The organism is Pedobacter sp. 05T44, assembly GCF_056395985.1.
Map to the genome: position 1 here is coordinate 176,467 of NZ_JBFTKO010000011.1, position 24,490 is coordinate 200,956.

Annotated in this window: 17 protein-coding genes; 1 reads left to right on the forward strand and 16 read right to left on the reverse strand. The window is 38.6% G+C overall.

Annotation, left to right across the window (positions count from 1 at the left end):
• Nucleotides 1-33: 33 nt before the first annotated feature.
• Genes AC1DDK_RS17610 through AC1DDK_RS17620 form a run of 3 tightly spaced genes read right to left on the reverse strand, consistent with a single transcriptional unit; the run spans nt 34 to nt 5,637 of the window.
• The gene (locus AC1DDK_RS17610) at nt 34-1,017 is read right to left on the reverse strand and encodes an aldose epimerase family protein (protein ID WP_337716089.1); all 984 of its coding nucleotides are present in this window, start codon (nt 1,015-1,017) and stop codon (nt 34-36) included.
• 5 nt (nt 1,018-1,022) lie between these two features.
• Nucleotides 1,023-2,573: a RagB/SusD family nutrient uptake outer membrane protein gene (locus AC1DDK_RS17615; protein WP_172662756.1), complete on the reverse strand. Its 1,551-nt coding sequence runs from the start codon at nt 2,571-2,573 to the stop codon at nt 1,023-1,025.
• Nucleotides 2,574-2,583: 10 nt separating this feature from the next.
• A complete protein-coding gene (locus tag AC1DDK_RS17620) occupies nt 2,584-5,637 on the reverse strand; it encodes a SusC/RagA family TonB-linked outer membrane protein (RefSeq protein WP_337716087.1) in 3,054 nt (1,017 codons plus the stop codon).
• Between the two features lie 168 nt (nt 5,638-5,805).
• On the opposite strand from AC1DDK_RS17620, the gene AC1DDK_RS17625 reads away from it, so the two are divergent.
• Nucleotides 5,806-6,693: an AraC family transcriptional regulator gene (locus tag AC1DDK_RS17625; protein ID WP_172662755.1), complete on the forward strand. Its 888-nt coding sequence runs from the start codon at nt 5,806-5,808 to the stop codon at nt 6,691-6,693.
• Between the two features lie 2 nt (nt 6,694-6,695).
• Here the strand turns inward: AC1DDK_RS17625 and AC1DDK_RS17630 are convergent, their stop codons facing one another.
• The 13 genes from AC1DDK_RS17630 to AC1DDK_RS17690 all read right to left on the reverse strand — a co-directional run bounded on the left by AC1DDK_RS17630 (nt 6,696) and on the right by AC1DDK_RS17690 (nt 24,468).
• Nucleotides 6,696-9,152: an outer membrane beta-barrel protein gene (locus tag AC1DDK_RS17630; RefSeq protein ID WP_477634011.1), complete on the reverse strand. Its 2,457-nt coding sequence runs from the start codon at nt 9,150-9,152 to the stop codon at nt 6,696-6,698.
• Nucleotides 9,153-9,249: 97 nt separating this feature from the next.
• Nucleotides 9,250-10,980 (reverse strand): M56 family metallopeptidase, encoded by a 1,731-nt coding sequence (locus AC1DDK_RS17635; RefSeq protein WP_337716083.1) that lies wholly within the window; start codon nt 10,978-10,980, stop codon nt 9,250-9,252.
• Between the two features lie 31 nt (nt 10,981-11,011).
• Nucleotides 11,012-11,404 (reverse strand): BlaI/MecI/CopY family transcriptional regulator, encoded by a 393-nt coding sequence (locus tag AC1DDK_RS17640; protein WP_172662752.1) that lies wholly within the window; start codon nt 11,402-11,404, stop codon nt 11,012-11,014.
• 55 nt (nt 11,405-11,459) lie between these two features.
• Nucleotides 11,460-12,425 (reverse strand): YpdA family putative bacillithiol disulfide reductase, encoded by a 966-nt coding sequence (locus AC1DDK_RS17645; RefSeq protein WP_288881718.1) that lies wholly within the window; start codon nt 12,423-12,425, stop codon nt 11,460-11,462.
• A 7-nt stretch (nt 12,426-12,432) separates the two neighbouring features.
• Entirely contained in the window at nt 12,433-13,776 is a 1,344-nt protein-coding gene (locus tag AC1DDK_RS17650) for a deoxyguanosinetriphosphate triphosphohydrolase (protein ID WP_337716081.1), read from the reverse strand.
• A gap of 21 nt (nt 13,777-13,797) precedes the next feature.
• Nucleotides 13,798-15,393, reverse strand: a complete 1,596-nt coding sequence (locus tag AC1DDK_RS17655) for an aldehyde dehydrogenase (NADP(+)) (protein ID WP_337716080.1) — start codon at nt 15,391-15,393, stop codon at nt 13,798-13,800.
• Between the two features lie 25 nt (nt 15,394-15,418).
• The gene (locus AC1DDK_RS17660; RefSeq protein WP_172662748.1) at nt 15,419-16,270 is read right to left on the reverse strand and encodes a fumarylacetoacetate hydrolase family protein; all 852 of its coding nucleotides are present in this window, start codon (nt 16,268-16,270) and stop codon (nt 15,419-15,421) included.
• Nucleotides 16,271-16,305: 35 nt separating this feature from the next.
• A complete protein-coding gene (locus AC1DDK_RS17665; protein WP_477634012.1) occupies nt 16,306-17,964 on the reverse strand; it encodes a UxaA family hydrolase in 1,659 nt (552 codons plus the stop codon).
• Nucleotides 17,965-17,975: 11 nt separating this feature from the next.
• The gene (locus AC1DDK_RS17670; protein WP_477634013.1) at nt 17,976-19,655 is read right to left on the reverse strand and encodes a DUF4091 domain-containing protein; all 1,680 of its coding nucleotides are present in this window, start codon (nt 19,653-19,655) and stop codon (nt 17,976-17,978) included.
• A 15-nt stretch (nt 19,656-19,670) separates the two neighbouring features.
• Nucleotides 19,671-19,964 carry a peptidylprolyl isomerase gene (locus AC1DDK_RS17675; RefSeq protein WP_172662745.1) on the reverse strand — a complete coding sequence of 98 codons (294 nt, stop codon included), beginning with the start codon at nt 19,962-19,964 and terminating at the stop codon, nt 19,671-19,673.
• 31 nt (nt 19,965-19,995) lie between these two features.
• Entirely contained in the window at nt 19,996-20,709 is a 714-nt protein-coding gene (locus tag AC1DDK_RS17680; RefSeq protein ID WP_477634014.1) for an MIP/aquaporin family protein, read from the reverse strand.
• Between the two features lie 18 nt (nt 20,710-20,727).
• Nucleotides 20,728-21,798 (reverse strand): GTP-binding protein, encoded by a 1,071-nt coding sequence (locus AC1DDK_RS17685; protein ID WP_477634015.1) that lies wholly within the window; start codon nt 21,796-21,798, stop codon nt 20,728-20,730.
• A 30-nt stretch (nt 21,799-21,828) separates the two neighbouring features.
• Nucleotides 21,829-24,468, reverse strand: a complete 2,640-nt coding sequence (locus tag AC1DDK_RS17690; protein WP_337716074.1) for a GH116 family glycosyl hydrolase — start codon at nt 24,466-24,468, stop codon at nt 21,829-21,831.
• Nucleotides 24,469-24,490 lie beyond the last annotated feature (22 nt).

The following is a 24,490-nucleotide window of genomic DNA, read 5'->3' on the forward strand; positions in this document are numbered from 1 at the left end:
AAGGGTTGCCAGAACCGGGTTTAGTTTCATATGCTAAGTTTGTGTGCTGAATTTATAGGTTATACTTTCCTGATATAAATGATCAGGCTCAAGTATTGTTGAGGGAAAGCTTGGGTGATTTGGACTATCGGGATAAAATTGACATTCTAAGCAGATACCATCTAATGGTTTGTATGGCTCACCTAAATGTCCATTACATCTGCTTTCAAGGTAGTCTCCGGTATAAAGCATGAGTCCGGGGTAACTGGTGTATACATCTAATACGCGTCCGGATTCCGGATCAACCAAAGTGGCAGCGGCACCGTTTTTATCTAATACATAATAGGTATTTATTCCCTTTAGATCGTTTAGCTCGCTACCGTTTGTTCTTACAAGCCTACCTGTTGGGATATAATCGGCCGCTGATTCCAGCATACTTTTCGCATTGATCTTAAGGCGGTGATTTAGGAAATTTCGATCTGCAATGGCCGACAAGTTAAAATAACAATGGTTTGTAATATTGACTATGGTTTTCCTGTCGGTTATTGCAGTATATGTTATTAAAAGCGCATTATCACTTGTCCATTGATAACAGACTTCCAAAGTAAGATTACCAGGGAAACCTCCTTCTCCATCTCTACTTAATATCTTGAAAATTAATCTGTCATCATCTACAATATAATCAAAAACTTTACTATTAACACCAGCTGACGCGCTGTGATTAGAATTGCCGTTGCTATTTGCCTCGAGCTGATAATCAATGCCATCCAGATTAAAGCTTGCTCGTGCAATTCTATTGGCAAACCGCCCTACCGTTGAACCTACATAACAAATATCTTCCAGATAACCCTGCAACTCAGGAAACCCCAGGATAACATTGCCTAACCCATTGTTTTTATCTGGCACTACAATTGAAACAACTGTAGCACCATAATTTGTTAGTTCCACAAAGGCACCGGTTTTATTCTCTATTTTAAAGAGATAGATGTCTTTATTTTTAAAGTTACCCCAAGACTTCCGCGATATGCTGCTGCTCATTATCCTTAATTGTTTGAGTAGCCAGGGTTTTGATCTGATTCACTTATGTCGTCGTTCTGTTTGATCTCCTGCAATGGAATTGGATAGCGGTTATGATATTCCTGGATACTTCCAGATTCTTTGGTCCATTTATTTCTTTGTTTTGCAAGCTCAACCAGTTTACCTGTTCTGATTAGATCCATCCGTCTCCATCCTTCGAAACACAGCTCGCGCATCCTTTCGTCCATGATATTCGTTCTGAAGTCTTGTTGAGACATACCTGCATTCCATCTTTTATCTGCTGGCAAATTACCGTTCCAGGCCCTTGTTCTAATGGTGCTATTAATTAGATCCACAGCTTGCGAAGTGGCGCCTGTTTCATTTAATGTTTCAGCATAGCATAACAGAATGTCTGCATAACGCAGATAAAATATGTTTTTCCCTGATAGCCAGAAGCTAAGTGTGCCCTCTGTTCTCGGATCTTCAAATTTCTTAACGTGAGGATCAAGCTCATCACCTCCAAATGCTGGATTTAACGTTGGGACCTTACCTTTGTAGGTGAAATCATAGCGGATACTTTCGTTTTTTCTAACGTCCCCGTCTTCCCATACACCGCCATCTGCTGTAGTCTGATAACAGTATTTGGTAGGAACCATTAAGTCATAACCACCAAAATAGCAATACTGGTCTACTTCAGCTAATGAGCGCGAACCCATTTGCCATTGTGTTTGGTTGTTGTCTGGATAAACATTGTTGAACTTAAATTCATAAATGGATTCAGTAGTGTTCTGTTTGGTTGGATCCCATAGATCAGCATATTTAGGTACAAGACTATAACCTCCATTTTCTACAACCTGTTTAAACATATCTCTCGCCTTTGCATAATCTTTTGCTCCAGAGGCTTCAGGAGCATACAAATAAACTTTTCCAAGTAAAGCCTGGGCAGCCCCCTTAGTGGCCCTCCTCTTGTCGGTTTGGCTTACAGGCAAATATTTAACTGCATTCTCCAAATCGGCAATGATGAAATTGTAAACCATATTTAACGGTTGACGCTTGGTGCCATACTCCTTGAATTTAGCTTGATCGATAATAGGAATTTCACCCCAGTATTGAGTCATTTCAAATGTAAGCGCGGCTCTAATGAAGCTGGCCTCACCAAGGATAATATTTTTGCGTTCAGATTCCTCTGAATTTAAACCCAAAGCGTAGACTACTTTTGCCGCTGCAGATATAACTGGCCACCTGCTGTTCCATTGCTCTGCAAGTGCAGTGTTACTAGCGCTAAGGAAACCATTATATCTGTCGATACCAGCCTGACGATCGTCAGTCCGAACCTGATAAGCTCCTTGTTGTGCCTCATCAGTACCCATGGTAAAGATAAAGCCACCTCTGTCTTTTTTGGTGTTGCGCCAACTGGTATATAAACCTAAAACCAGCGGTTCGATATTGTCCAGACTTTTAAAAACCTCTTCTTCAGTTAAGGCGGTTTGCGGGTCCTCTGTGATGAATTTTTTGCAGGAACCACTAGTTAGCAATACAATAAATGCCAATACTATTAAACTATATTTCTTTTTCATCTTAGTAATATTAAAATCCAACATTTATACCCGCAACAAACATTTTAGATGTTGGGTACCCATCACCACCCTCAGGATCGTATCCTTTATACTTTGTAATTGTAAAGAGGTTCCTTCCGGTTACATACACTCTCAGATTACTCATTTTTGCTTTCTTAACAAATCCTTCGGTGAAGTTATACGATAACGAAAGTGCCGCCATTCTTAAGAAAGAGGCATTTTGGACCGCGTAATCAGTTTCTCCGACACCATAACGTCCGCTGCCTGTGTAAGCTCTTGGAATGTTAGAATTCGTATTTTCAGGCGTCCAGCGATCAAGTACATCAGTAATGCCAGCATATTCTCCTGAACCATTCAACAAACCTTCGTACAAACCGCTAATCGCTTTGCCTCCGTAGTTGTAGTTAAATACTGCGTTTAATGAAAGGTTTTTGTAGGCAAAATTTGTAGAGAAACCGCCGTAGAATTTAGGATCCTTTTTCCCAACAACAATTCTATCAGCATCATCTATCTTATTATCTCCATTAACGTCAACCGGAATAATATCACCTGGATGAATTACGCGTCCCCCATAATCAATATCCTTAATGCGCTCAAGATCTGATTGTTGGGCTATTTTTTCAAATTTATAGGTATAGATAGAATTTAGTGACTGATTTAAAAACAAGTTTCCTTCCCTCTGTATATCTACTCCGGTAAATCCTCCATAATTATATATCGCGTCAACACTTCCATATAACTTTGTGATCTTATTTTTATAAGAAGAAAGATTTACACCAAAATCCCATTTGAAATCCTCCTGGTCAATAATCTTGGCGTTAACGTTAAACTCTACTCCTTTGTTTAATAATGAGCCTACGTTATCGATTGTGTTTTTAAAACCTGAAGTGGTAGATAAAGTTCTTTCCATTAACAGATCATCATTATGAATTACAAAATAATCGGCACTAAATGACAATCTACTGTTCAATAAGGCTACATCTACCCCTAAATTCAGCTGCTTTTGCTTTTCCCATACCAGGTTTGGATTTCCTAAACGACCATCTGAAACATAGGTTACGGAATTATCTGAGAAAACAGGCCTGTACAACGAACGATAAGCGAAATTAGGGATGTTTTGATTACCTGCAATACCGTATCCTGCGCGTAGTTTTAGTGCATCGACATTTATGCCTTCAAAGAAACTTTCTTTAGATATATCCCACGCCAGGGCAAGTGAGGGAAACAGGCCCCATTTATTTCCGTTACCAAATCTAGACGAGCCATCGTACCTTCCAGTTAAGGTTGCGAAATACTTATTGTCATAATTGTAGTTAAATCTTGCCACATAGCTGATCAGTGAGTTGGTTACAAAATCAGAGCCCAGCTGAAATTGCTCTTTTAGGTAGGCACCGCCAAGGTATTTATAAGAGAAATCATCTGTCGCGAAGCCTGAAGCATCAATCTGATTGTAATTGTAGTTGTTCTGAGTTAAACCAAAACTTACTAAACCAGAGAAATTATGTTTTCCGTATGACTTATCGTAAGATACAGAATTATCCCATTGCCAGTTCATCCAGCTTTCTTTCTTTTGTGTTGCCCTTCCGTTATAAGAGTTTCGCAGCGACTGTCCTAAGTCTTTTGGGATATAGTTAAAGTAATCTTGTGACCTCACATCGAATGATATCCCTGTACGAATATTTAAGCCAGGTATTGGTGTTGCTACTGCATAATTTGAAGTGAGCAAACGGTTTTGTTTTCCTTTACCATCGATAGTTAAACTTCTGATTGGGTTATAAAGATCTGTACTCTGAATTCCTTTCCAGCTTAAATAGGTTATTTTATCATCGATAGGCAATAGTGGATTCGCGTTAGCAGCTATTCCAAATACGCCGCCATCTATGTATGATTCTTCTGTTCTAGAAAAACCGGTATTGGTTCCAATTTTAAACCACGGCTTAATTTTCTGATCGAGATTGGTCTGGCCACCATATCGTTTATAATTTGAAGTTTTCAATAAACCACCCTGGTCTGTGTAGTTAAAACTCACATACATGGAGCCATCTTCGCCTCCCTTCGAAAACGTGGCGGTATGGTTTTGCTGTATTCCTTTTTTGGTGATCTGATCAAGCCAGTTGTATGATTCACCACGATTATATACAGCCAGCTCATCTGCCCCAAATGCAATAGAGTTAGGGCCGAGCAGCGTATTGATATATGCCTGCCTGTCTGCAGTAGGATTAGCATCCATATATTTGTTAGCGTAGGCATCCAGTCTCAGGTCGACTATTTGTTGCGCATTCAGATAAGATAAGTTTCTTGTGAACGATTGTACGCCCACCCACGCACTATATTCAATCTTTCCTTCTCCACTCTTACCTTTTTTGGTGGTAATCAATATCACCCCATTTGCACCCCTTGATCCATATAAAGCAGTCGCCGATGCATCTTTTAATACATCAATACTAGCGATGTCATCAGGGTTTATGGTATTGAAAGCTTGTTCTATTACCAAACCATCAACTACGTAAATAGGATCGGCACCAAATTTAATGGAGTTATTTCCCCTTACTTTTATAGACACACCACCACCTGGTCTCGGGTCATTACTTTGTACCAGCACACCGGCAATACGCCCTTGCATGGCCTGGTTAACATTAGTTACCGGTAACTCACTAATGGTTTTATCTGTTATTCCTGCAACAGATCCGGTAAGGTCCTTTTTCTTAATGGTTACACCAACTACGGTTACTTCCTCCAAATTATTATCCTCTGGGACAAGAGATACGTTCATTGTGGCCGAAGCAGGAAGTTCCTGAGTTACATAGCCCACAGAGGTAAAAACTATTGTTGAATTTGAAGTGGTATTTAGCGCAAACTTACCATCTTTATCGGTTGATATACCGGTGCCTGTGCCCTTGACCTTCACTGAAACACCTGGAATGGGTAATTTGTCGTCCTTTCCGGTTACCCGGCCTGCGACATTAATTGAATTCTGAGCGAAAACTGTAAAACTACACTGTAAAATGAGAAATATGAGCAAAGCATACCATCTTACAGTTCCTTTAATCGTAAAGAAAGACATAGTGAATAATATTTGGTTAATCCCGTTTAATATTTGTTAGGATAAACTTACGGGGAAATTAGAAGCCAGAAATGGACTAACTAAGACAAATAATGGACAATATTATCATAACTGAAGTGTTACAAAATGTAAAATAAGTAACATTTATTATACCTTAGCATTTAAAATATGACAGAGGAGAAAAAGAAAATTAAAGAAGGATTTTTGGGTCAAAAAATGATTGTCCTTACGCCCAATATTAGGAAAAGCATTAAGAACAATCCCCTAATCAATTCTTTTTACCTTACGGCAATCGGCTACTATCCACATGCCTTGGGACATGATCGTGAGCGAAAAACAGGTTCAGCCGAGTTCATTTTACTTTACTGTATAGATGGAGAAGGCTCTGTGGAATTGGACAATAAGGTTTATGTTTTAAAAGCAAACACATTTTTTATCATCCCTAAAAATATACCCCACAGGTATTTCAGCTCGTTAAAAAACCCTTGGAGTATATATTGGATGCATTTTAGTGGGGTCAATTCAAGGATGATTTATGAACGTTCTCTTGTTGAGGGGCAACATGAGGTTCATTCAATTCCCTTTGAGCAGGACAGAATAGATATTTTTAATCAAATATATACCATGCTTGAAGAGAGTTTTGGTACAAAAGAAATGGAGATCATGAACTTCAGACTACTCTATTTCGTAACCTCGCTAATTTATTATAAAGAAATAAACCCTTCTGTTTATAGTAAAGACGCGGTAAGCAGTTCAATTTCATTTATGAAAGACAATCTTGATAAGAAACTTACAGTAAATCAGCTTGCTGATCAACAAAAGATCTCTCTATCACACTACTTAAGGATATTTAAACAAAAAACTGGTATTTCACCCATAGCTTATTACAATCAGCTCAAAATACAGCATTCCTGTCAATATCTTTACTTTACTGACAAAAGCATTAAAGAGATTTGCGCTGTGTTGGGTATTGATGATCAATATTATTTTTCACGATTATTTAGCAAACTCATCGGTACTTCTCCCTCAGAATACAGGAAGAAACATAAAAAATAACTTTAGTTCTTCACCCTGTTCTTTTCACTTTCTGCTCCTGATTCACCATGTTTGGCTGGTGTACTGAAGGCTTTTCCAAAGCGGTAGTTAAAGGAAAGCACTGCAGTTCTTGAATCACCTTTGTTGGTCCAGTTAGCATCGGTTTGTGTAAGGTTATTAATAACTCCCCTATTAATTCTACTATAAAACAAATCATTGATGGCTAACTTCAAAGTTGTGCTAGGCGACAATTTCTTTTGAATGGCTGTACTGGCCTGCCATATACTTTTCAGTTCAAATTGAACATCTATAATCCGGTTCCTATAATTACCACTTAGTTCTGCGTCCCAATCTTTCCCTAAAGCAAATTTTGCATTTGCACTGGTAAAACAGAAAGTACCACTGGTATTAAGTTTTCCTGTATAAAAATCGCTTACTGTTTTGATGTTAGTGACCTCCGCATAAAAATCAAGGCTAAGCCACCTTGCAGCATCAAATGTTCCGTTAAAAGAGATGCTTTTAACCTTTTTTTTCCCAATATTACCAGGTCTGCTGTAGTAAGTACCGTTTAATATCTCAATAGTTTCATTAACTTCATCCCTGGATTTTGAATAGCTTATGGTAGTGGTATACTTGTTTTTATAGGTATGGGACAATTCTATTGATTGGGTGTATGACGGTCTCAGAAATGGATTTCCAACATAAAAGGTGAATTTGTCTAATGGTGAGATAAAAGGATTTAAATCCTGGTAATATGGACGATCAATTMTCCTTCCATAATTAAGGCCTATTTGATTGTTAGCAGCTGTATCCAACTTATACAATACATATACAGTAGGAAAAAGCCCAGTATAATTTCTTTTAAATGCCGAATCAGGCTTCATTGCGTTACCTAGTTGATGACCATCGGAGAAAGTATTCTCGAGCCTTAACCCAAGTTGTACAGAGATTTTTTTCATTTCTCTGTTTAAATTCAGGTAGGCGGCGCTGATATGCTCTTTGTATATGAAATGATTGCTCTTGTCGAAATCCGGTTTAGTAATTTCATTTATGGTATAGGCATAATCTGCAGTATTATCGGTTTTGGTATAACTGGTCTTTAATCCAGTTGTCAGTTTCCATTCAGACTTTAATGGCAACGAATAATCAGTTTTCATAGAATAGATATCAATGTTTCCAGGAAGGTATCCCGTCAGGACATCTTCTGATTTTAGTGATCCGTTTGCAAAAAAACTTGAATTATAATAAGTTTGTTTGGTTTTGTTCCTGTAAGCCAGATAATCGGCATCGGCAGTAATACCATGTCCCTTTTTATCAAATTGATGTCGATAGTTTAAATTAATACCGCCATTACTAAAATCAATTATATCAATATTTTTAGCCTTAATAACGGAGTCGAGTTGTTGTACTGAATTCAGTAGATTACTAGAATTATTGTTTATCTGTGTAGATGCTCTCGACATTCCGCTAACAAGGATGCCCCAGGTCGTATTATCAGACTGATAATAATCAGCCCCCGCTTTCGTATTTAAAGAATTTCCATGTCTGTCAAAATAGCTGTTCTGGTTAAAATACGATTTTGGACTGTTGTCAGCATTTTTATAGGTGCGGTTGATATCAAGATCCGAAAAGCCGGTATTGTAGTTGTAACTGAAATTTACAAAGTAATTAAACTTATTGTTCCTTAGGTTGAAGTTCAGACTATTTAGTGTTTTTGTTTTTTGGCCTTGATTAAGGCTTAGGTTAAAGCCACCATTAAAGCCTTTAAGATTTCCCTTTTTGGTTTTTATATTAATTACCCCCGCGTTACCTGCTGCATCATACTTAGCAGGAGGATTTGTCATGATCTCTATCTGTTCTAATGACGAGGATGGTAGCGATTTCAAGTAGTTTTCCAGATCCGCGCCGGAAAGATATGTTGGTTTATCGTCGATGAGCACCAATACCCCCTGCTTGCCTTTTAAAGTTATTGTGCCGTTCTGGTCAACCTGCACACCGGGAGATTTCTCCAGAACTTCTAATGCAGTAGAACCGGTATTGGATATCAGGGCATCTACGTTTACAATCACACGATCAATCTTACGTTCAATAAAAGATTTTTTACCTGTAATATTTACCTGATTAAGGCTATTACTGGAAGGAATAAGTTTAATATTAGGGATAAAAAAGCTAGGCTGTGCTGTATTTAAAGTGATCACCTCACTCTTATAGCTGGTATAACCCATTGCAGAAACTTTTATTTGATAGTCCCCTGCCTTCAACTGATTGAAACTGAATTTACCATCGCTTTCAGTAAAGGTAGATTTCAGTACAACTGAATCTTTAGCATTAAGCAAGGCAACTGTAGCCAGATCAAAGGTCTTATTTTCCGTATCCCTTATCTGTCCGGAAATACTTGCCTCAGTCTGTTGGGCAAAGGTAGCAATTGGGACAATACAAATCCCTATGGCCAAAATAGCCAATATTTTTTTTGTCATCATCGAAGATTAATTTTTAAAATCCGGGCATAGTATGTCCCTTTCAGTGTTTAAAATGACGCTGGTTGTTGCAATAGTGTAAAGTAAGATTAAACTATTTTTAATCAGTGTTTACTGTTGTAGTAATTGTTCCTTTACGATTTTTGAGATACTTTTTCATATACTTCTGGTGAACCGCATCCGATTGTTTCCTGCCGTTAATGATCAGTTCATCGGCGTCCAGCTTGTATTTAAAGTTATTTGTTTGCTGTAATAAGCCATCGTTTTGCAGTTCCTTAGTCATATCTTTTGGTTCTGCCCGATCCTGAATCACTACTCCGTCACCGATTCTAACTTTCGGAGCTACCGGCTTGGCAGGAATATATGGTTTTCTATATACAGGAGCTATCGGGGCTACCGGCACTGGGGGAACCGGATAATGTTCCGGATCGGCGACGTATTTTGCCGCCTCATCTGCATATTTTGCAGCATCCTTTTTATACTGCTGACTTGCAGCAGCGTATTTTGCAGCCTCTTTTTCATACCTGGCAGTATCATAAATTTTGTTACTTAGGTCCTTCTGGCTTGCTATTTCATGTGCTGCTTTTGCCTTTTCGGCTTCCTCTCTTTTTTGTTCGGCAATAACCCTCGTCTTTTCTCTTGTCTGTTCGGCAGTTTTGGCATAATTAGCCTTTCTGTGTTTAACTGCCGGAGTCTTTTTAGCGAGACGCTTCGTTGTATTATGCTTTATAGTTGTATCCTGATATGGCTTTATATTAACCACTTCACTAACCGGATGTTTATCGGACACAACAGCGTTTTTACTTGTGGTAAATGCTGCTGTAAAAATCAACGTTGATATCAAGGTAGCGGTCAGAATAATTTTCTCCATTTTGTTTAGCGAAGAACTTTTGTTGAATACCATCCTGCTCACGCGCTCCAAAAGTTGATTCTTTCTGCCGGTAAGCGCCATAACATATTGGTTTGATTGAAATTCCTGACAAGAAACAAGCGCTTGAATATAGTCTTGCTTATTCAAAGTACAAGTTAACGCAAGATCATCGCAGCAGTTTTCTCTTTCTTCTTTGATCAATTTAGACAACCACAATACAGCAGGATTAAAAAAGAATATGATCTCAATCAAGCTTTGAAGTATGTTTACCAGGTAATCACTACGCTTAATATGTGCAAGTTCATGACTGATTATCGCTTCAACTTCGGCAGCAGACAATCCATTTAACAAACCAAGTGGAATCAATATCACAGGCTTCAGGTGTCCTGCAACAACGGGTACTTTCGTAAGCCCAGATTGTAGAATCTGAATATTTTTGGGGATCCTCAATTTAATTGAAAGTTCGGTTACCTTATTTTCCCAGAAATTACCCGCTGAATAGATCTGGGTATTCTTTAGATAGTAAATTGCATGCATTCCCATCATGAGCTGTATGCATTTAATGCAAATGATCAAAAACCAAATCATTACGATTTGAACGGAATAAGATGTCCATATATTCATCAAATACCCCATTCCATCAATAAATCCAGAACTGCCCTGAGTTAAAGACTGAGAATTGACTGCAGTGGCGGCTTCTTTGCTTATTTGGGGCGAGAAAAGTGTCGCTCCCCCTGACTTACTCAAACTTTGATGGATACTCCCTGAGTTTAAGGTATCATAAAACACCAGGCTCATGATGATCACAAACAAAAACAAAACAGCAGTAAGTAAATTATACCTTATTGCAGCACTGCTTTTTTTTGTAGTAACTATAATCAGACTTGTTAATAAAGCAAGGATCATCCCTATCCATAATGAATGGAAAAAAGTGATACATAAAGCATATTGAAATTCCATAATTGTGGTTCTTAAATTATTCGAATTTTTATTATTTATCTAGTTTCTTTAACATCTGTTTAATAGCATCAAGATCTTCTTTGGAAGTCTTTTCATTTCCTAATAATTGCATGACTAGTTTTGAAGCAGATCCTTTATATAAGGTATTTACGAAACGATTCAAGAGTTGATCCTTAGTTTTATTTTCGGCTTCTACGGGAATGTATATATGCTTCATCTGGCGCTCATCGCGTTTAAGAATCCCTTTATCTGCCATGATTTGCATTTGCTTAAGTGTAGAGGTGTAATTTACATCTCTTTGCTCATTCAGTGTGTCATTAACAAAGCGCACTGTAGAAGGGCCAAATTCCCATAAAACCTGTAAAATTTCAAGCTCCGCTCTTGTAGGCTCAGGAATAGCATCAATAGGTTTATTCTGTTTCATAACATAAAGGTAGGATAACTTTCGTACGAAACAAACAATATGTGAAATATTTTTTTTAAGCTTTCTTTTTAATATCGCTTATGATCTTAACAGCATGGTCTCTTGAGTTTTCTATAAACCATAAATGGGTATCCATACCTCCACAAACAACACCTGCCAAATAAATACCCTTTTCATTGGTCTCCATTGTTTGTGAATTGTGTTCCGGCAGGCACTTATCGTCTTCACTAAGCTTAACACCAAATTTTCTTAGCAACTCAAAATTGGGTTGATAACCGGTTAAGGCCAGCACAAAATCATTTGGTATGGTAATTATTCCCTCTGGTGTTCGAATATCAGCGGTATCATTTGCTATGCTAACCAATTCAGAATGGAAATAAGCTTTAATGTTTCCTTCCTCAATGCGATTCATAACATCCGGTCTAACCCAGTATTTAACCCGCTTACTTATCGATTCGTCTCGGACTACCATGGTTACATTGGCGCCCTTTCTATAGGTTTCCAAGGCAGCATCTACCGATGAATTACTGGCCCCAATTACAATTACATTTTGCATTGCATAATAATGCGGGTCTTTATAATAGTGCGCTACTTTGGGAAGATCTTCGCCGGGTATATCTATTTTGTTCGGGAGATCATAAAATCCGGTAGAGATGATAATATTTCTGGTAAGATAGCTTGATTTTGAAGTGGTTACTATAAAGCCAACATCTTGCTTCGCAACATCGTCAACAGATTCAAAAAGCTTTGTATTTAATTCAAATTTAAGTGCTACCCTGCGGTAATACTCTAATGCTTCGGACCTGGTAGGTTTAGGATTATTTGAAACAAAAGGAACTCCCCCTATTTCCAGTTTCTCTGATGTGGAGAAGAAAGTCATATTCTGAGGATAATTATATAATGAATTCACCAGACATCCTTTTTCGATGATCACATACGATAAGCCTGCTTTTTTTGCTTCAATACCGCAGGCAATACCAATTGGCCCTGCTCCTATAATAAGTATATCTGTAACTTCCATTTTATTATTAACTCATTGAAGGAAAAGATATTCCCTTAATTTTCCTAAATAACTCAACAGCATAGATATCTGTCATTCCTGAAACAAAATCCAATACGCTTTGGATTTTAGAATAAACATCATTCTTCTCTGTTAAAAATTGCTTCGGTATCAATTCAACCAGTTTCTTATGGTATTTTGATTCGTTTTGCAGGTAGGCTGGAATAAACTCTTCTAAAAGCCCGCCCATTACCTGATAACCTGCTACTTCGATCTGTACAACAGAAGAATAGTTATAAATTTTTTTTATTGAAATCTTTTCTATTTCTTTCATTACGGATAAGAATGGCGCTTCAATAGCATCCATCAAACTTATATTGAAGTCACCGTTTAATATCGATTCCTGTTCCTGATAAAATACATTTGAGCATTGCCATATCAATGTGCTTATCGACTTTGCCCTCATGAGCGTGATTTTGGCATCATCATCTTCCATTTCAGCTAGCCTTGATGGCATTTTAACATCATTACACAAAGGCAAAAGTAAAGTTTCAACTTCCTTGTACGAAAGGATTTTTAAACGATGTGCATCCTCCAGATCAATAATATTATAACAAATGTCATCTGCTGCTTCTACTAAATACACAAGTGGGTGTCGCTTATAAATCAAAGGCGATTCCTGAACCTTAATAAGATCCATCTCTTCAGCAATCTTTTCAAATCCGCTTTGCTCTGACTGGAAGAAACCGTATTTTTTAGTATAAATATTCTTTTTATTATGGCCTGCTACAGATGCACATGGATATTTAGCTATCGCAGCAAGTGTAGAGTAAGTTAATGCAAATCCTCCTGTTCCTTTTCCTGCAAATGGGTGGGTTAATATTCTTAATGCATTGGCATTTCCCTCAAAATGGATCAAATCTTCCCACTGTGCCTCATTTACCTGTTCCTGATATATCTTCCCATCACCACTGTTAAAATAGTGCGATATGGCTGATTCACCAGAATGACCAAAGGCCGGATTACCCAGATCATGAGCCAAGCAAGCAGATGCAATAATGTTTCCTATTTCACATAGCAGCGGACAGGTTTCATCTATATTGGCATCTGAGTCTTTTATCCTGTTGTAAAAGATCGTACCCAATGATCGCCCAACACTCGCAACTTCCAGGCTGTGTGTAAGTCGGTTATGAACAAACACACTGCCTGGTAAAGGAAATACCTGGGTTTTGTTTTGTAATCTTCTAAAAGGCGATGAAAATATGATCCTGTCATAATCTCTTTGAAACTCGGAACGAGCTTCTTTTTGATTTCCAGTAAACCTATCTTCATTTCCCCATCGTTTTGATGACAATAACTTTTCCCAATTCATAGCTTAAAAATAAGCACGAAGTTAAGGTATTAAATCAGTTTTCCATGAGCCATCTATCAACCTCAAAATACTCAGTGGGTTACTGTTTTGTAATGCTGCAGGAAGTAATTCATCTGGAATATCCTGATAAGACACCGGTCTTAAAAAACGATAAATTGCTGCAGTACCCACAGATGTTGATCTTCCATCGGTGGTTGACGGGAATGGTCCACCATGTTGCATTGAATGACAAACTTCTACACCTGTAGGAAAACCGTTATAGATCACACGACCCGCTTTTTGGGTGATTATATCAATTACAGGAATCAAATTACCTTTATCTTCAGGTTCGGCATGAACAGTAGCCGTAAGCTGCCCTTCCAATTGATTTAAAACCAGATGAAGCTGGGCTGTATCTTTTATCAATACAAAAAGTGTTACCGGACCAAAAACCTCCTCGTTTAACTGTTTATTCGAAAGGAAATCATCTGCTGAAACCGTAAAAGCAATTGATCTGGCCTCATTTCTCTCGTCATTTGCTAATTTTGTTCCCTCAGCCAAAACATTAACTCCGTTAACCGTTTTAGTCGTTTCGATACCTTTACTGTATGATTGGCAGATATTCTTGTTCAACATTGTTGCAGGTTCAGTTGCTCCCAGATGTTTCACAAAGTGATTTAGAAAATATTTACTCGCTTCGCTTTCTATTAGTAATACCAATCCAGGATTAGTACAAAATTGGCCTGCCCCCATAGTTACTGAGCCGGCCAATCCTTTAGCAATTGCTTCTCCTTTTACTTTTAATGCTTCTTCCATCAAAATAACCGGATTTATAGCGCTCATTTCTGCATATACAGGAATGGGTTCTGGTCTTTTCGCAGCCGCATTAAAAAGAGTCATGCCTACTTTTCTTGATCCTGTAAAACCCACTGCCTTTATAGCAGGGTGCTGTACGAGTCTTACCGACTGATCGTTTGTAAGGTTTAAGGCTGAAAATACACCCTCAGGCATGCCTGTTCTTTTAGCTGCCTGAATAATTGCAGAAGATATCAATTCGCTGGTGCCAGGATGAGATGGATGTGTTTTAACAATTACAGGACAGCCTGCAGCAAGTGCAGAAGCAGTATCGCCTCCTGCTGTAGAGAAAGCCAATGGGAAATTACTGGCACCATAAACTGCAACAGGGCCAATTGGAATAAGCATTCTTCTGATGTCAGATTTTGGTAATGGTGCTCTTTCAGGTTGTGCAGTATCTATTCTTGCATCCACATACCAGCCGTCACGTAGTAACTGGGCAAACATTTTTAACTGACCAAAGGTACGGCCTCTTTCGCCTGTTATTCGTCCAATGGGCAAACCTGATTCTGTAACAGCTCTTTCTATCAATGTTTCTTCAAGCGCCATTATTTCTTCTGCAATTGCTTCTAAAAACTCAGCACGCTTAATTGTTGAAATATTTTTATAGCTAACAAAAGCATCCTGCGCTAATGATAATGCCCGTTCAAGTTCTTTCTCTGTTGCGTAAGTAAACTTTTCTGATATTAAAACATTCCCAGTGGGATTGAAAGCCTGAAAGCTATCGGTTCCATTGCCACTACGAATATTTCCAATAAAATTCTCACCTGTTATAGACACCATATTTAGTAAAATTTAAAGCTATTTTTTATACACGAATAGCTATGTGATTTGTTAATGTTCCAATATTATCAATACTTATGCTAACCTCGTCCTTTTCATTCAAAGTAAAGTCATTAGGAGGTACAATACAAGTTCCGGTCATTAAAAAACATCCGTTTTTAAAATCGCACTCAGCATACAAATAGATTACTAACTCATTCAGAGAGCGTTTCATTCTGCTAATAGAAACCGAATCGCGAAAAACCTCCTTACTGTTTCGGTTGATAACCATCTCTATCATTGTTTTATCGGATATCGGCTTTTCAGGTATATATAAACACGGTCCCAGAGCAGCACTTCTTTCATAAATCTTTGCCTGCGGCAGATACAACGTGTTTTCTCCTTCAATGCTTCTGGAACTCATGTCGTTTCCTATAGTATAAGCCTGTATGTTTCCGGAAGCATTGATAAACAAAGTCAATTCAGGTTCCGGCACGTTCCAGGTCGAATCTTTTCTAATGTTTACGTGTTGTTTATGTCCAGCTACACGATGAGGTAATGATTTAAAGAATAATTCAGGACGATCTGCATCATAAACTTTATCATACATGCTTGCCCCACCGGAATCTTTAGATTCCTCTTTTCTGGCATCGCGACTGCGCAGATAGGTTACTCCTGCTGCCCAAACTTCCTGCTGTCCAATTGGTGCCTCAACATCGTTTTCTAATATTGCTAATGCTTTATTTTCCTGCAAAGATTCAGGACTCTCACTAAGTACATGAACTAAATATTTGTAGAGGTTGTCATTATTAATCAATGTATCCCAATCAGTATTAAGTAAATAATATCCCGCATCACTATGCAAAATAGCACCTTGTTTAGTTTTATATAATTTCATAATGTATTTATTCGTTTTAATTTGAAATTGTCTGTTTATAAGGATATCCCTCTTTTCCAGGGAATAAAGTCGTTATGTCCCAATGCTTCAGCCTTGGCTTTAATCGACCCGCTGGCTATTTCTATGATGTAATCGAGAATACGTTCTCCTACCTGTTTAATTGTTTCTTCGCCAGTTATTATTGTACCTGCATCAATATCAATGATGTCATTCATCTTTTTATATAGCGTTGTATTAGTTGAGATTTTTACTACAGGTGCAATAGGATTGCCCGTTGGGGTACCCAATCCGGTTGTGAAAAATACAAGTGTAGCTCCTGCTCCAACCTCTGCCGTTGTTGATTCTATATCGCTACCAGGTGTACATAGCAATGTCAATCCTGGTTTGGAAACTTGTTCTGGATAATCTAGAACATCAATAACTGGCGACGTACCTGCTTTCTTTGCTGCACCGGCAGATTTAATGGCGTCAGTAATTAAACCATCACGTATATTGCCTGCCGACGGATTAGAATCAAAACCTGAACCTACAGCTTTAGCTMTTTCATGATAAGCTGTCATTAAGGTCATGAACTTCTGGGCGACAGTCTCATCTAAGCAACGATCGCTAAGTTCCTGCTCCACACCACAAAGCTCTGGAAATTCCGAAAGTATTACCGATGATCCCAAAGCAACCAATAGATCTGAAGTATATCCCAAAGCCGGGTTAGCTGAAATTCCAGAAAAACCATCCGACCCCCCGCACTCCAGTCCAATACAAAGTTTGCTTAAAGGGGCGGGTTGGCGCTTAAGTTCATTGGCTTGCATCAAGCCTGCAAAGGTTTGTTTTATAGCCAATTTCATTAATTCAGATTCAGTTCCTACCTGTTGCTGCTCAAAGCAATATAAAGGTTTCGAGAACTGAGGATCTCGTTTTGCAATTTGCTCTTTTAAAAGCGGTATTTGTGCATTCTGACAACCAAGACTTAGCACAGTAGCTCCTGCAACATTGGGGTGCGTTATATATCCTGCAAGTAAGCCACAAAGATTTATGGCATCGTCTTTTGTACCACCACATCCTAATGAGTGTGTTAAGAACTTAACCCCATCAACATTCGGAAACACCCTGTTTTCTGCCACTACATCACTATCTAAACTACCTATGTCTATGCTCAATATATCCTCAACAGCTATACCGGCTCTGTGCATCTTAACCAATTGCTGTACCTGATTGTAATAGGATGAATCATTGTCATGATACCCCAATCCTTTCATAAAGGCATCCTGAATAACCTGTACATTCTTGTTTTCACAAAATACCAAAGGGATGATCAGCCAGTAATTGGCCACGCCAACTGTGCCATTATCTCTATGATATCCCATAAAAGTCTTATCGCTCCATGAGGATATTTCTGGCACTTCCCAGCTGGTTTTTCTTTCCTTAAGTTTATAGTTATTAGCCGCATGACTAACATTGCCTGTAGTAATTACTTCGCCTTTTTTAATTGCTGTAGTTGCCTTGCCTACAAGCACCCCGTACATCACAATATCATCTCCAGGCAGTAGGTCAATAGTCGCAAATTTATGCTTTGCCTTAACATCTGTAACCAAACCATAAGTTCCCTCATCACTATTTATGGCATCACCTGCTTTTAAATCCGATAATGCTACCTCTATATTATCTGTGCGATTTATTTTAAGTGTTTTTGACTTCATTAATCAAGTATTTATTTTTCTAGTATTCGTTTCATAGTCTGATCTATCCATTCTTCTTTCTTAGGGAAATCAGCATAAGTTTTTATTTCAGATAGCATGGGATCGTCCTGCTTAATACCAGCCGACTGCAAAATGGCATAGTCCTGAAGAGATTCTGCAAATATTTCCCATCTTATTGAATCGTATGGCCCATCTGGTCCCGGATAAACTACAAAGGGATCTCCAGCTGCAATTCCAGGATAAGCACTTCCTGATGCATTGGTAAAGGGATCAATAGGTTCTTCCTTTTCCACTACATTCCAATAGTTGTATCCCCAGTGTAAAAAGCCCTGAGCATTCAAATGATAAAATAAAAAACCCGACATTCTGATTTTAGCAAGTGGGGTGTCGTAGAACCGATTAAGCCACTGATCTCTGGGTCCTGTGCAGTAATACACCCAATGAGGAATATTCTCTTTAAGGTAATCGCCGGCCGAGCTAATGATTGGAATCGGTATATCAGTTAATTTCTCTCTTCCGTACCTCACATCACTTAATGCATCCATTACCTTCATCCAGGGAGCCAGTTCCTGTAGTATTTTTCTAGCCCTCTTGTAGTTTTGTATATGCTCAGATCCAGGCTCATCCGATAAATGAAAATAGGAATCGTCTAATACGTTTTCCTTCTTAAGGAAGCGATGAAACGCTGGCAGATATTGTTTTAGAAAATTTAGGTAAACCGGAGAAGTTGCAGAAAGATTCTCATCCCAAAGCAGTTCATATTTATCACCTTTTTGCGTATAAACATGCATTGCATTTTCAACACCCCAGTAAAGAAAAAGATGACCCCATTCAAATTTTTTGTAGCCCAATTCCTTAGTCATATCAACGAACCGCTTTATACGAGACCAATCAAAACTATATTTACCAGGACTGGTTTCATTGATGATCAGCATCTGACAAGGCTTTTTAAATACAGTTTTAAGCTCAAACAAATTTTGAATAAAGGCTACATCATTTCCATGATCAATTAAATTCTTCATCTGTGCCTTAGTGAGCTGCCACCATTTTTCATCATACATTTCAGTCTTATACTGAGCCCAGGTAGCTTCGCCTCTCCACCAATGGGTTACATGAAAATTTTTACGAGGCTGAACAATAAGCTTGCTAATATTTAAATCAACCAAAAGCGTTTTCTCCATGTTAACTTTTCCCTCATTCCAGCTTACTTTTACTTTGCATTGGTGAATACCCGGTTCTATATTTTCTGGAATCCTTAATGTAACCCAAAAAGAGCGGCTTGCATATGGATTAGCATCTACACGGGTAAGCGGGTAAAGTGGATCTGGTAACATTCCCKGTAAGAAACCAATGCCATCAAGCTCTTCCTCACGTACATCGGTATTAAAGTTTTGAAAAGGAACCAGGCCTACATAACGAACTTCATGCTTAACTGCTCCGGTTTCAACATCACAGGCAATCTCTACCCTGTCTTTCATATTGCTATGAAATCCGACCTGAAAGGATACCCTACTGTTTCTAGCTACAATTAAGGTGAGATGATCAGTGGCCTTACCTGGTGATTGAGGAAAAATCCGTTTCAACGAGCTTTCCAGCCAAACGTCCATGTTTTTATCTTTACTTATTGCATCCTTATAGAAAAGCATGCTTAGTATAATAAATACAAATGCTATTTTTTCAAGTCTTTTCATTTTTTTTAATCCTTTCTAACAGCAACCCTCTGGGCCACAATAACCGTCTGACAACACTGGATTTAACCCTTTTTCCAGCTCTTCATCGCTGGCATACCGAACCTTGTCAACAACAACCCAGATATGAAACTCATCATCTAAATCCTGATATCCTGTTTCCTTTGACAAAAAAATCTGTTTTTCTTCTCCTTCATTTAAACCTTTGAGTTCTGCTTCCAGGGAAGGGAAAATGGTTCCATGACCATGTAAATAGTTGATTGGCAACCCATCCAGAATATCTTCAAGCACCTCCCCTCTACTATTTTCCATCTTATATCTAATAGATACCACAGTTTTATCCTCAATTTTCATAAGCGCTAATTCTTGATTTTTCAACTTCAGTATGCGTCTGTGGAACAAAGGTTTCAGCTAATAAAAATTTGCCGACTAAAACAGCCATGATAGCACCAAAAATCGTTGCACTCAAATACACCCATAAATGTTCCGTATGACCAGAAATAACTGCCGGGGCTAATGATCTCGCCGGGTTCATTGATGCTCCGCAAATTGGCCCCGCAAACATCGCTTCCAAACCAACTACACCTCCAATTACTATCCCGGCAAGGCTCCCCTCTTTTTTACTTTTTCTTCCTACGCCAATGATTACAAGCATTAAAAAAAATGTTAGGAAAAACTCAAGTATGAAAGATYGAAAAGCGGAACCTGCAGGTAATGTTGATCCTAGTGTATCATTAGCTGGAAACAGGGCCTGCAACGTGCAACTTGCTGCGATCGCTCCTGCCAGCTGACTCAAAACAAAAGGTACCAAATCTTTTAGCGGATGCTTTCCTGATATGGTAAGGGCAATGCTCACCGCCGGATTCATGTGCGCACCCGAAATATTTCCAAAAGCGTAAATCATACTCATCACAACCAAACCAAAGGTGATTGCTATACCCATATGCGTTACCACTCCACCCGATTCCTGGTTAATGATAATCGCCCCTGTACCACAGAAAACCATTATAAATGTGCTTATAAATTCAGCAGTATATTTTCTTACTTGATTCTGCATTTTATTCTTTTGATAGATCTAATCAATAATCCTATGTGTTGGTTTTGGGTAGCCCGGTTTAAATGAGGAAATACCTTTCGTAATAAATTTATGCCCTGAGCTTGCTTCAATTTTGCCGATCATATCGAACACCAAAGCTTCAAGATGTTCCGGTMCAGTTTGCACTCTTGCATTGATCAGTATATCTACCTTTGAAGAAGACGATTTTGTAACCTCAGTTATTGCGTTTTGACTTCCCGCTGTAAAGCTTATCTTCTTTTGTTGCACTCCATCGTCAACGAAGAATTTTAAATGGCCTATTGGCAATTTCTGTTCGGTTATTTCCCAATGAATTTCCTTTGCAAGTGCAACTCCTGCCTCAAACACATTACTTTCATCAGCAAACAATTCCAATTCAATATCAAGCCAGGCAAGTTCTGCTTCTCCTGCACCATAAATATCATAGTCAATTTCCAAAGAGTTTCTGGTGGCTGCTTTAAAATTTTCCAGTGTAATTAACCACTGGTCTATGCTTTCTATATCAAGCGAATTTTGAAACAAAATTGTTTTTTCAGGAAACTTACTATTTACCAAACGTTCCATCTTGTTTAACTCATCGTTAGTCAGAGAATCAATCTTATTGACAATAAGGATATCTGCCTCTTCAATTTGTTTCTTATAAATATAAGTCACACTATCCACAAATAACGGTGCAGCCTGGAGCATCGTCGGTAACACATTTGCATCAACAAAAACAGAGATTACGGTTCCTATATCCTTGCGAAATTTTTGCAGTGGTTTTACCACTGTGGCAATCATATCTGTACAGGATCCTACTGATTCCGCAAATACAATTTCAGCGTGATTGGTTTCTTTTAGTATTTCAATCAAACTGTCTACTTTATCATAATTACAACAAAAACAACCATCGGTCACTTCCATTACTGGAATATTTGCATTACGGATGAATCTGGTATCTACCAACTGAACCCCTTGGTCGTTAGTAATTACACCAACGTTCACATTCTCTTTCATTAATTGAGCGCATGCATTTCGAATAGCCGTTGTTTTACCGCTACCCAGGAAACCGCCGATCAGATATAATTTCATCGTTTCTATTTTAATTTATATACTTTACAACTACGACAATCGTGTTTCTTTACCTGCTATCAGTACTTTTTTAACTGGTATTTTACCGTAAGCAATGTTAAGTGATGCTTTATTATCTTTAAAACTTACTGTACCGAAACCTGAATTTGTCGATAGGAAGCTGGTAAAATCTCCTACTTTGGAATCTACATGTAAGGTCTTGTCTACGGCATCATAGCGTACTCCGGTAAGCCCTTGTATCATTCCGTAGCTAGACATTGCCCTGGCATACCAGTGCCCACATTCATATTCATTAAAAGGATTACGCACTCGGCCATCATATCGGTCGCGACAAGCCTTTACAATATCCAGACCTTCATTCACTTGCCCCATAAGCATCAGATGGGATGCTACCTGATACTCAATTCCTGTCCACACTTCATTGCTGTAAACAAAGGGCAGAGACAACATCCCTCCTTTCGGCCATGAACATAACAAAAGGCCGCCTTCATGCCCTGCAGCATATGATGGACGCTGAGGGTTTACGTGGTCACTTAAATCTGCCTTCAGATTGTATTTGTGAACAGATAATAAATGACTTTTGGTCTTTTCAACATCCAACGGTTCTTCAAGTCCGCACATTCTGGAAATCCATCCGCCAAGAATACCATCAGATAAGCAACCTGTTCCATACTGATATTTTGGTCCCTCTTTCTTTAATATTTCTAATGCTTCAGCAGTATATTGAGTAGCAAAAGATTTTTCATTTACTGGATTTGGCGCGTTTAACCCTGTCCACTGAATTTTCTGATTAAAATATTCTCCATTATATAACTCACTTTCCATGAACTTTTTGCCGGCAGTGTAGAGTGTCTTATATTTTGATATATCTTTTTTAAGAAACTGTCCCATCTTAATAATTGCATTAAGGGCTCCCAGGTAAAAACTCGTACACATCCCGTCAGGTCCCCAGAACTCAATATCATAGGTATTATGATGCGGCTCTTCGACAATTCCCTTGCTTCTTGGATCCCAGGTGTTAATTGCATAATCCATGCTCGTTTTTACCATTGGATATATTTTTTTTAACCATATGGCATCACCACTAATTCTCCATTCTCTGTATACTTTCATGATGCCCCCAAGCTGGCCATCTGCAGCAGCATGAAAATCATGTTTAGCCGGACTAATAGGCATATTTGCCCTAAATTGCTGATGCCCTTCAAAATTTTGATTTTCACAGAACTCTGTAGTTCTCAAACTCCTTTCCAGGGATGGAAAAAGATGAGGAATTGCCTGTGCGTAATTCCATACGTGTGTACAACTACCATGACAGCACCCACCATCATCTCCGCACCCTTCCCAGCTCCACAAACGACCATCATATTGTCTCAATACTGTTGGCGATTTAAGGATAGTCAGGTTTGCCGCAACGGCTTCAACAACTGCCGGAGGTAAAGTACTCGAGTAAAAAGCATCACGGAATATTGCTGACTTCTTTTGCAGTTCCTCATAATTATCTTTCCAATAAGCTGCAGCCTCTTCTATGCCTTTAAATTTACTGCTATACCAGGGTTTGTAATTTCGATCATTGTAAGTTGACTTCTCTTCCAAACCAATTGCATAGGGGGTTACACAACAATCCGCCGATTCAGCCTTTTTTGGATCAACGACCACATCTCCAATATGAAGATCTGAATCCGGAACATACCAGGCCATCATAAGCCTGATGGTTTTTTGTTCTCCTGCGTTTAATTTAAACGGAACAAATAACGAAGCACCAGGTGCATCTGAATCAGGCTCCTGAGCCTTAACTTTTCCCTCTTTAATTGTATTCCAAACCATGGTTAAAGGGTCAAACCATCCACCTCTGAACCAACAATAATCCACAGTTGCAGGTTCATGGGTGAAAATAGCAAAGTCTGTTTTTAAATGTGGTTTTTCAGTTGTTCCTTCCTGCGACAGAATGAATCCATTTGATAACTTTTTAATGGCTCCTTTTTGGCCGCCCTGTAACACAAAATTTCTTGCATTATAAGAAAAGACTGCTTCAATAGTTTCTGAAGTATTGTTTGTGAATTTATATTCTAATGCACCTGCTGGTAAGCTTGAGTTGTCTTCGTCAGTTGGAATAAATGGACTCCATCCCAAAATCTGTGTTGTTAACGGTATGTCCTTTTCTTCAAGATCAATAGTTGCAAATGGAAACCGATCTGTAAATACAGCACTGTTGAATCTTGGCAAACCGTAGTTACTCCCGCTAGCCCCATTACCCGTACCGCGCTGACCAAACATCTTCCACTCTTCAATTGGCCCTTCCAATACCCGTGCTACCGTTTGTTTGCCTTTTACAGCAATTGCGGCAAACATATTGGGCTCATGAAATATTTCAGGTCTGTTGCGAATAGACATATGAGATATGGCTCCGCTACCTTCTAAACAGAACATCCCAGAACCCAAACCACCAATCGGAAATGCTACTCTTCTGAGATTTTCGTTTTTATAGCTGGTATTATAAGCTCTTTTTATATTCTTTTCATCCTGTTTTAAAGACGCCTGTAAAGTTTCATTTACCTTATCAGGCGTATCGCTTCCGGCTTCGGCCATCATCACCGATGGCATCGCAGTGAGTCCGATACCGCCGATGGTTATTTTCTTTATAAATGAACGTCTGTTATCATTATTTTTCATCAGTACTATAATTAGTGATGGT